The sequence below is a fragment of the Microcoleus sp. bin48.metabat.b7b8b9.023 genome, assembly GCF_013299185.1.
Classification (GTDB): Bacteria; Cyanobacteriota; Cyanobacteriia; order Cyanobacteriales; family Microcoleaceae; genus Microcoleus.
The window spans coordinates 1-9,653 of the sequence record NZ_JAAFKG010000106.1; the positions used below are offsets into that span (position 1 = coordinate 1).

The 9,653-nt window shown below is 46.7% G+C and carries 9 protein-coding genes and 1 tRNA gene; 2 read left to right on the plus strand and 8 right to left on the minus strand.

What is annotated here, in order from left to right:
- Positions 1-237 precede the first annotated feature (237 nt).
- Together QZW82_RS31510 and QZW82_RS31515 are read left to right on the plus strand one after the other, a co-directional pair.
- Positions 238-387, plus strand: a complete 150-nt coding sequence (locus tag QZW82_RS31510; protein WP_293158132.1) for a hypothetical protein — start codon at positions 238-240, stop codon at positions 385-387.
- A gap of 5 nt (positions 388-392) precedes the next feature.
- Entirely contained in the window at positions 393-689 is a 297-nt protein-coding gene (locus QZW82_RS31515; RefSeq protein WP_293158134.1) for a flagellar alpha dynein, read from the plus strand.
- An 82-nt stretch (positions 690-771) separates the two neighbouring features.
- Here QZW82_RS31515 and QZW82_RS31520 read toward each other — a convergent pair.
- From QZW82_RS31520 to QZW82_RS31555, 8 genes are all read right to left on the minus strand, one after another.
- A tRNA-Leu gene (locus tag QZW82_RS31520) sits at positions 772-853 on the minus strand.
- 127 nt (positions 854-980) lie between these two features.
- Complete coding sequence (locus tag QZW82_RS31525) at positions 981-1,691, minus strand: peptidoglycan-binding protein (RefSeq protein WP_293158137.1); 711 nt, start codon at positions 1,689-1,691, stop codon at positions 981-983.
- A 509-nt stretch (positions 1,692-2,200) separates the two neighbouring features.
- Positions 2,201-4,621 carry a sucrose synthase gene (locus QZW82_RS31530; protein WP_293158140.1) on the minus strand — a complete coding sequence of 807 codons (2,421 nt, stop codon included), beginning with the start codon at positions 4,619-4,621 and terminating at the stop codon, positions 2,201-2,203.
- A 131-nt stretch (positions 4,622-4,752) separates the two neighbouring features.
- Entirely contained in the window at positions 4,753-6,276 is a 1,524-nt protein-coding gene (locus tag QZW82_RS31535) for a carboxypeptidase M32 (protein ID WP_293158155.1), read from the minus strand.
- 79 nt (positions 6,277-6,355) lie between these two features.
- The gene (locus tag QZW82_RS31540; protein WP_293158143.1) at positions 6,356-7,558 is read right to left on the minus strand and encodes a tetratricopeptide repeat protein; all 1,203 of its coding nucleotides are present in this window, start codon (positions 7,556-7,558) and stop codon (positions 6,356-6,358) included.
- Positions 7,559-7,961: 403 nt separating this feature from the next.
- Entirely contained in the window at positions 7,962-8,726 is a 765-nt protein-coding gene (locus QZW82_RS31545; protein WP_293158146.1) for a Uma2 family endonuclease, read from the minus strand.
- 50 nt (positions 8,727-8,776) lie between these two features.
- On the minus strand, positions 8,777-9,118 hold the full coding sequence (locus QZW82_RS31550; RefSeq protein WP_293158149.1) for a type II toxin-antitoxin system PemK/MazF family toxin: 342 nt from the start codon (positions 9,116-9,118) through the stop codon (positions 8,777-8,779).
- A complete protein-coding gene (locus tag QZW82_RS31555; protein WP_293158152.1) occupies positions 9,105-9,506 on the minus strand; it encodes a type II toxin-antitoxin system Phd/YefM family antitoxin in 402 nt (133 codons plus the stop codon). The genes QZW82_RS31550 and QZW82_RS31555 overlap by 14 nt, the downstream gene beginning before the upstream one ends.
- Positions 9,507-9,653: the final 147 nt, after the last annotated feature.

Consider the following 9,653-nt stretch of genomic DNA (forward strand, 5'->3'; position numbering starts at 1 on the left):
GCAGCGGAAAAATCTTTTCGATCTACGGCGAGTCGCTGTTGTCCATAATCTTCATGTCATTGCTCGAATGGATAAGGTTCTGCCAATTAAACCGGGCGTAGAGTCTAACTCATTGACCGGGTAATTCCATATATCTGTTTTCTTGTCAACTCTTAATACTGAACCGACGCCCTAGACGGTGAGTCGGTTAGTCAAGCCGCGCAACGCATTCTCAAAGAAATATCAGGCACGTCTACAGTGTCTACAGATTCGTCTACACGAAGCAATGATAGCGTCGCGTCTACAAATATTGTAGACATTGTAGACAAAACTGTAAGTTCAAGTCTTGACCCCGTGATGGAGCGGATGGCCGCCATTGAGGAACGCCTGGGAAAATTGAGTGCCTGAGAGATGTGGGCGATGAATCTCTCAGGCAGGAATTGAAAGCGGCCAACAAGCAGCTAGCGGAATGGGACAAGGAACTCAATCAGTTACACGAGCGCAATGGTGACTTGGGTTTGGAAGTTCAGAATTTGAAGGAAGAACTTAGGGAAGCCAAGAGCGATCGCCATGAAAATAAAAAATCTGTTCCGACCATCGCAGAATTTCCAGAGCCGGCCGATGTGCTCAACCAGTTGAAAGCGCGACGTAAAAAGTCGAGGGCTGACTTGGCTGATATAGAGACTGTTTTGGAAATCCTCAGCACCTAAAAGAGCGAAAGATGAGCGGAAAACGTAAGTTTTAAGGGCGCAACAAACCTGAAACCTTTTATGTGCAAAGCATTGAGTGTAGTGCGGATAAAAGGACTTGAACCTTCACTCCTTTCGGAACCAGAACCTAAATCTGGCGCGTCTGCCAATTTCGCCATATCCGCATTTTGACATTTCAACATTATAACACACAACATAGCGATTAGTCAACATCCAAAAACCCGGTCATTTTTGCACGCCGGGTTTATTGAGTTATAGGCACAGCAATTTTCCGTATTTTTAACTCATTACTTAGTTTTGCCCGATCGCCTTCCAGGTGATTTCGTCAACCACGCCGTCAGCAGTCAAACCCTTATACTCCTGAAATTTCCTCACAGCCGTAGCAGTGCGAGCGCCAAAAATGCCGTCGATGGGGCCCGGATCGTAACCCTGCATTTCCAAACGCACCTGTAGCGTCTTCACCTTGGAACCGGCAGCACCTTTAGTCAGAGCAGTTGCAGGATTGCCGGCAACTGGATCGCTGTTCTGAGTGGTAGCATTGCCCTGCAAATTTTCAGAAGCTGGCGCCGGATCTGCGGCTAAAGCTGTCCAAGTTTCTTTGTCCACGATGCCGTCGGAGTTCAACCGCTTAGACTGCTGAAAGGCACTGACAGCAGATGTGGTGCGAGAACCATAGGAACCGTCGATCGTCCCGATCGCGAAACCGTGAACCAGCAACCGCTGCTGTATGGCTGCAACTTCTGGGCCGTCTGCTCCTGCTGAGATAGTTTTTTCCTTTCTCACAGGCTTTTGCTCCCCTGCATAAAAAGGCTTGTTAAACATATCTCCTTGGGTAGTTGCCTCGGGCTGTACTGACGCACCCGGATCGGCGGGAGCTGTAAAGTCTCTGCGGTACTGTTCCTGCACAAAGGGTTTAGACTCGAAGGCTGCATTTGCCTTTTTAGTCAGCCCTGGAGCGAGCAGAGCGAGCACGCTGAAAATCGTAACAGTAGTTACACGCATAAGTTTTATCCTGTTGGTGAGGTTTGACAAGGTTTCCCTGTTTTCTATGTTTCTCAATCTCATTGTATTACCCGGATAGCTTTCTGAGAAATATAGTAGAATGCCGAAGCAAGTTCGGCCACCGATTCTGTAACCGATTTAACGGATGGTTTGAAGGTGATTTTTTGATTAACCCCGAAGAGGCAAACGACACAAAGGAAGTTCGGCAGCAGATGCCAGTAAAGGATGTAACGGATAGAAGAAGAAAGGAAGAAAGTCCTAACAGTTTCTGAGGATCCACCTGAAATCAAGGTATGTAGTTGCGCTTCAGCGCTCCGATCTATTAGAAGAGCGCTAAAGCGCAACAACGTACCTAATCGGTTTCTTAGCATCTAACCGAAGTCAAGGTATGTAGTTGCGCTTTAGCGCTCTTTCTTATAGATCGGAGCGCTGAAGCGCAACTACATACCTAATCGCTCGGAAGCACACTTTTTTGTCTCAACCGGCCCCTACAAACCAAAACTCCCCACTTATCGCTGTGCGTGCTCCTCCAGTAAAGCCTTCGCTCTCGGCTTGTAAATCAGATAAAACAGCGCTTCTATGTAGCGGAGCATATCTTCGCGGTTTTCCTTGGACGAGTAATTCCAAAAACCGTAAGTCCGGGCCAGAGTCAGCAGCTTGGTAGTGTGAATTTTCCAAGTATACGTGCTGTAAACTCTGTCAATTCCTCGCGTTGAAATTTCGTACCAATAGTTGGGATTCTGTTCGCATTTCGATAAAAAATCGAGAATTTCTTGGGCGGTTTCCTCGTGGTGGGTCGGGTTGATATAAAATCCATTTACCCCATCTTGAATGATTTCCAGCGGACCGCCAAACTGCGTCCCGAAAGTCGGAATCCCGGTAATCATTGCTTCGAGAATTGTCAAGCCGAAAGCTTCAAATAAGGCTGGCTGTACAAATATACCTTGGCCGTCGGCGATTACCCGGTAGATTTCGCCGGACAGGCTTTTGGACAGCCGCACTCCCAGCCAGCGAATTTTACCGTGCAGCTTGTATTGCTCGATAATTGCGTAAAGTTTTTTAATTTCTTCGGCTTCTTCGTAGTCTTCGGTTTCTTCGACTCTCAGCTTGCCGGCTACTAAAATTAAGTTGCATTTTGCTTGCAATTCCTGGCTTTTGCCAAACAATTCTGCTAAGCCTGTCAGGTTTTTAATGCGATCGAGCCTGGCCATCGAAAACAGAGGGCGCTTTTGCGGGTCGTCGAGTGTTCCGAACACCTGTTCCGGGTCTTCTAGGGTAAACAGCAGTTCGTTGAGCCGATCGCGATCGCCCTGCACCCTATCTTCGTTGCGCGTGTAAGGAAAGTATACACTTTCGTTGACTCCCGGTGGCACGACGTTAAATTTAGGGCTGAACAGCTCAATGCCGTTGACGACGTGGTACAAATCCGGCATGGTAAAACAATTGTAAGATTCGTATTGCCCGACACTATCCGGTTTGCCGACAATCTCTTGATAGGTGCTGCTGACAATACAATTAGCCGCATTCATGGCAAGGATATCGGCAGTAAATTGCAGCGCAAAATGGTATTTATCTTCAGATTCTTGCCAGTACAGATTGCTGAACAAATATTTAGATTTTTCCAGGGCGTGGGCAATATTGCACTGAGTAATTTTGAGTTTTCGCGACAGCAAAAAAGCCACTAAATTGCCGTCAGAATAGTTGCCAATTATGAAATCTGGCTTGCCCTGAAACTCTGCCAGTAGTTCTTTTTCAGCATCGATCGCGTAAGTTTCCAAATAAGGCCAAATCTCGAACCTAGAAATCCAATTTTGAGTCAATTTAGGATTGAACTCCCGGAAGGGAACCCGCAAAATCCAAGCATTTTCTGTGCCGTGAACTTTTTCCAAACGTTCGTTGCAGCGCGTGCCATCACTGTTGGGAATTAACCTGGTGAGAATAATTACTTTTGGTTTTACACCTAAACTATCGAGACCGGCAAGATGAATGTCTTCTTGCAGTTGTCTCTCTAAATTCTTCGCTTGATCGAGCACGTAAACTACTTGACCGCCCGTATCCGGACGCCCCAAAACTCCTTCTTGACCGAACCAGCCGTGAGGAGAAACTAGGACGATTTTGAAAATCATCGGAATCCGAGAAATAAATGCTTCTAGGGTTTGGGGATCGGGGGAATCAATTAATTCGTCGAGAATTCCTAGAGTTTCCTGCACGCGGGCTGCGGTATTTCCCCAACCTGCATCCAAACCCATCATTTGCAGGACGAATTTAAATCTCTCGTAGGGTTCATCTTCAGAAAGTTCGCTGACAAAGGTGAGGGCTTTTTTGACTTGTTCTGAAAGTTGTTCTTGAGATTTTATGCGATCGTTAATTAGTAATTGTACGCCGTTGTAGCGGTGAATCCGCAAGAAATCAAATAGAGTTTCCTGCCACTGTTTGGAGTCTTGAAACAGTTTGCTGGAGAGGTAGCGGTTGAGGAATTGCACTCCTTTGCCGATGTTTTTGGGGTCGCGAATGGAGGGGGAATAGTCGTAAAAAGGGCCGAAATCTAGTTCGAGGATGTCGCCTTCTTGGGGGTGAAAGTGGTTGACAAAGCGATCGCGCACGTCGAGCAATTCTTGCACTGTCATCGGTTCCAGTGTCAAGTCATCTCCAACTCGCACTATTTCCATTGTCGCAATTTTGGGTCGCAGCAGGACGCAAAGACTGCCTGGTTCGAGAATAATTTCCTGAACGTAGTAAATCAGTTTGCTCAAATGAGAGGATTGATGAAACTGTTGGGGCTTTTCGTATTTGGTGCAGTAGGCGGCAAAAGCGCTAACTATATCGTTTCGCAGTAAATATTTGTTTCCCAAAGCCCGCAAATCGCTGGCAAATTGCCGCAAGTCGGTTTTTTCGTCGCTGCCAATAACAGCCTCAAAGAGTTCAGACATAGATACTCCCTTTTTTGAGATTTTTGATTTTCGCTCTAAAAAAGGGCGATACTGTATTAGTACCGCCCTTTTTTTAGGCGCCTACTTTTTTTAATCTCATTTTAAAGTCTGCAATCGGAAATTACTCTCCCTCAAATGACATAAAATTCTCCGTATTTGTGGCGAATGTAGCGCACAAACGGATCGATAGTTAAAGGTGAACCGGTGACGCGATCGATCAATTCGACGGCAGTGTATTTGCGGCCGTGGTCGTAGATGTTTTGTTTGAGCCAGTCGTGGAGTACGCTAAAGTTTCCCTGTTCTATTTGTGCGGGGATTTCGGGATGGTTTTTGAGTGCAGTTTCATAGAATTGAGCGCTCATCAAGTTGCCGAGGGTGTAACCTTGAAACATTCCGCCGATCGTCCCAACATACCAGTGAACATCCTGCATCGCGCCGTCGCTGTCGGTAGCGGGGACAACGCCGAGGTCTGTTTTATAGCGATCGTTCCAGGCTTCGGGGAGGTCTCGCACTGCTAATTTGCCTTCTACCATTGCCAATTCTAGGTCAAAGCGGATCGCGACGTGGAGGTTGTAGGTTACTTCGTCAGCATCGGTGCGGACGAGCGATCGCGAGACTTTGTTAATGGCACGGTAAAATGCGTCTGTGGATACCGCGCCCAACTGCTGCGGAAACAGGCTTTGCAATTGCGGGTAAAAATACTGCCAAAAACCGCGGCTGCGCCCGACTAGATTTTCCCAAAGCCGCGACTGGCTTTCGTGCACGCCGGAGGAAATGCCACCAGCGAGTAGTGTACCTTCAAATTCCGGGGAATTTCCGAGTTCGTAGAGGCCGTGTCCGGCTTCGTGGATGCTGCTGAAGAGGGCTTGATCGAGGTGATCTTTGTAGACGCGGGTGGTGATGCGCACGTCGTCTATGGAGAAGTTGGTCATGAAGGGGTGCAGGGTGGTGTCCTGCCGTCCGCGCTGGAAGTCATACCCCATGAGTTGTACGACTGTGCGGGTGAATTCTAGCTGTTGAGCTTCGGAGAAGTTTTGGTGCAAGCAGGAGTCGTCAGCGGGAGGTTGTGAGGTGATGGCTTCGACTACGGGTACTAATTCTTGACGCAGTTGGGCGAACAGCGGGCGCAGCAGGGATACTTTCATGCCGTAGTCGCTGCGATCGATCAAAGGATCGGCAATGTGTTCGTATCCGGGGAAAAAGTCGGCGTACTGCCTGCTTAATTCTAAGGTTTTTTCGAGATATGGCTCGACGGCTGCGAAGTTGTTGGCTGCTTTGGCTGTAGCCCAAACTTCGTAGCAGTCGGCTTGGTGGCGGCAGAGTGCGGACATGAAGGTGGCGGGGACTCTGGCGGCACGATCGTAATCTCTGCGGGCGATGCGGATCAGGCTAGCTGGGGTAGAGTCATAGGGGAGGGTTTGTTCGTAGAAACGCAAGTCTTCTAGGAGTTCACCAATTTTGGGATCGGTAAATTTTTCGTGGGATATTTGTTTGAGAGTTGCCAACTGACGCCCTCTAGCAGTTGCACCTTTAACGGGCATATAAGTCGCCTGATCCCAATGCAACAGTGACGAGGCTGATTCGATGTCGGTAACTTCGCTGAGATGCGCTGCGAGTTGAGCGAATTTTGCTTGAGTTTTGTCTAGGGTTTGCATGATTGGGGTTTGTGGTGCTGTTTTGCCTACAAAGGTTGCAGTGCGGCATCGATATCCATCAATCATTGCTACCCTGAAATCAAGCTAAAAACCGCACTTCTTCCCGTATTGTACGCAATTTAGAGTCATTCTGGCATAGTTTTCGGTATTTTTCCGGATTTAGTTCGATCGCCTTTGATAAGTTTTGGATCGCTTTCTGAATGCTGGTTGCTACAGCTTTGGGGCTGTTTTTGCGATCGCCTGCTGCTTTTTCTAGGGCGTAGACGCAAGCTTTTTGATAGTAAAGATTTGGATCGTCGGGTGTGATGGCGATAATGCGATCGTAGGAAGCGATCGCTTCGGTAAAGCGTTCGATTTTTTTGAGGGCGACAGCGCGGTTGTACAATGCTTCGATGTTGTTGGGCTGCAACTCTAAGGTTTTGTCCCAGGAAGCGATTGCTTCTTTAAAGCGTTTTAAGTTGACTAAAGCTAAGCCGCGGTTGTACCAAGTTTCGCTATCATCTGGCTTGAGTTCGATTGCTTTGTCCCAGGATGCGATCGCGTCTTTAAATTTTCCCATTTGGGCGAGCGCCGTGCCGCGTTTGTTCCAGACTTCGGGGGAATTCGGGCGCAGTTGCAGAGTTTTGTCGTAGGAAGCAACCGCTTCGGAGTAGAGTTTTTCGTCGGCTAGGGCTAAGCCCCGGTTGTACCAAGCTTGATGCAAGTCTGGTTTTAGTTCGATCGCTTTGTCGTAGGAAGCGATCGCGGCTGCATTTTGCCCGGAGTGTTTCAGCGCAAATGCCTTGTTGTACCAAGCTTCCGAGTAGTCTGCTTGAATGGCGATCGCCTTGTCGTAGGATGCGAGGGCTTCTGAGAATTTTTCTAAGTTAACGAGGGTGTTGCCGCGGTTCGTCCAAGCTTCGTGATAGTCTGGCTTGAGTTCGATCGCCTGTTCGTAGGAAGCGATCGCTTCTGAGAGTCTGTTGAGCTTCCGCAACACGTTCGCGCGATTGTACCACGCCTCTGCATTTTTTGGTTGAATTTTTAATGATTTGTTGTAAGCCGAGATCGCTTCGGGTAGCTGTCCCAACTTTCTGAAGGCTACGCCTTTGTTGTACCAAGCTTCGTGAAATTTTGGTTCGAGTTCGATCGCCTTAGACCAAGATTCGAGTGCTGCGGACAAGCGTCCCATTGCTTCTAGGGCGTTGCCGCGATCGTACAATGTTTGAGCGTTTTGAGCGTTGGCTGATATGGATTTTTCCTCAGAGTCGATCGCTTTTTCTCTGTTAGCTAATTTTTGCAAGGGTTTTCACCTCAGTATGTAAAATTGTGGCTTTTTCTTTTATATGCGATGTTTTTCGCCATCTGCCATCTAATGGTGGCGATTGTACCTTAATTTTGTTATTGTTGACAATCTTACCTAAATTGGAGAACTTTTGCAATTTTTTATCGTTGAATTCTAAGTAATTTTGTCGGCGGTGTTGATTTGGATGTATGGATTTTTACTAAAATTGTTCGGGAATTGCGTAGAAGAGTGGAAAGGGCGATCGGCAGTTGACAGTTGACCTGGGACAGTAGGGGCGGTGCCCCCGTGCCCGCCCTCTTCTCTTAATTGACAGTTGACTGTATGTTAAAAGCATAAATGACTGCGATCGGCAGAAACCCGATTTTTCAAACAAACCGGGTTTTTGAGCATTTATTCGGAGTTAAATGCTATCTGGATCGATGTTTAATTCACGCAGTTTGGCAGCTAAACGCTGAGCAATTTGCTCTGCTTGTTCGGCCCTTTGATTTGCTTGTTCGGCTCTTTGAGACTCTTGTTCAGCTCTTTGAGCTTCTTGTTGGGCCCTTTGAGACTCTTGTTCAGCCCTTTGAGACTCTTGTTGTAAGCGCTGACGATCCAATAACCTCTCTGCTTCTAATTCCCCATAGGAAAGAAACTTTTCTCCATTCGGTTTATAAATTTCTAACCCATCTTCTCCCAACTCAAATCTCACACCTAATCTCGGACTAATCCATCCCTCCATCGGCTCAATAACTTCTAAATCTCCCTCAATTCTTTGCCAACCTTCCAACTCATTTCTTTCTGGATCGTAAAGATAATACTCCTCAACTCCATGACGCTGGTAAAATGAAAGTTTCTTATTCATTTTAGTGTTTCTGTCGTTGTGGGAGCGAATCTCAAAGACGACTTGAGGGCAAATATTATCTTCTCGATGTTGTATGTAGGAAGGGCGATCGCCCTTTGGCCTGCCAAACACCACCATCGTATCAGGTGCTTGAGAAATATCTATTCTCCCCTCAACAGGATACCATAGTAAATCGGCGGCTACAAAGACATTTGGGTCATCCTTAAACAGCGATTCGCAACCTTCTTTGATTTTGACAATTAATTCGTATTGAATTGTGCTTTCTGCCATTGGTTGACCGTCGCTGGATGGATAAATTATTTCTGCGGTTGTGACTTGCATAGCGGTTGTCTCCGAGAAGTATCTAATTCAGGACTTACTCATATCTGCCATCAGTGACTTAGAAAATTGCAAAGCTTTTCAGCAATTTGAGCTTGTGTATCTAATGACAATTCACCCAACTCACGCTGAACAACCACTGTAGAAACAGTCACCAATTGATGCAGCCTGATCGCAGATGGCACGCGCAACCCCGAAGCAAGAAAGTCGGGATGAGAAGCATCTAATACGACATCTGTTTCCAGTAGATTTGTTGGCACGCGACTTGTAATATAAGCAATAATAACATGACGCCTCGCTCCCAAAGGGTTAGTCAAACCAACTGCTGGACGTAGCTTGTTTGCCGATAAATCATCATAGGGAAACGGTACTAGAAAAATCTTACCCTTGGTCATGGAATGGTTTACCGTCAGCTATGGTATAAATATCTTCTTCTGGGTTGAGAATCGAACCAAAGTTAGGATCGATCGCTACTGTTTTAATCCATTCTGAGTCGTGGAATGGGAAGCCATCAGCTAAAGTGTAGATATCTTCCGCTGAGTCTCTCATAGAATCAAAGGCCCGATTGCAGATCGCAGCTTTTAGCCATTGATATTCTTCTAGTTTTGCTTTGTGAATTAGGGCAGCTTCTAATGCTTCCAGTCGCTTTAGGTCAGCATAAGTAATAATAGCAGCGATCGCCCTTCCTTCCTGTTCTATGACGATTCGTTCTCCAGTATCCTCGACACGGGCGATGAGTTCGGGAAATCTGTCATTGGTTACGGTTACATTTAGTTGAGTCATCTTTTACCTCGCTATTAATTACTGTAGTTTAGACTAAAAAATGAGCGCAGCTAAAAGTAGCCACCTTTGAATCTCAGGCAAGCTGTTGCTCAAAAATTCAAAAAGTAGAAGATTAAATAGCTAATCTTGAAGACTTTTTGCGCCGAG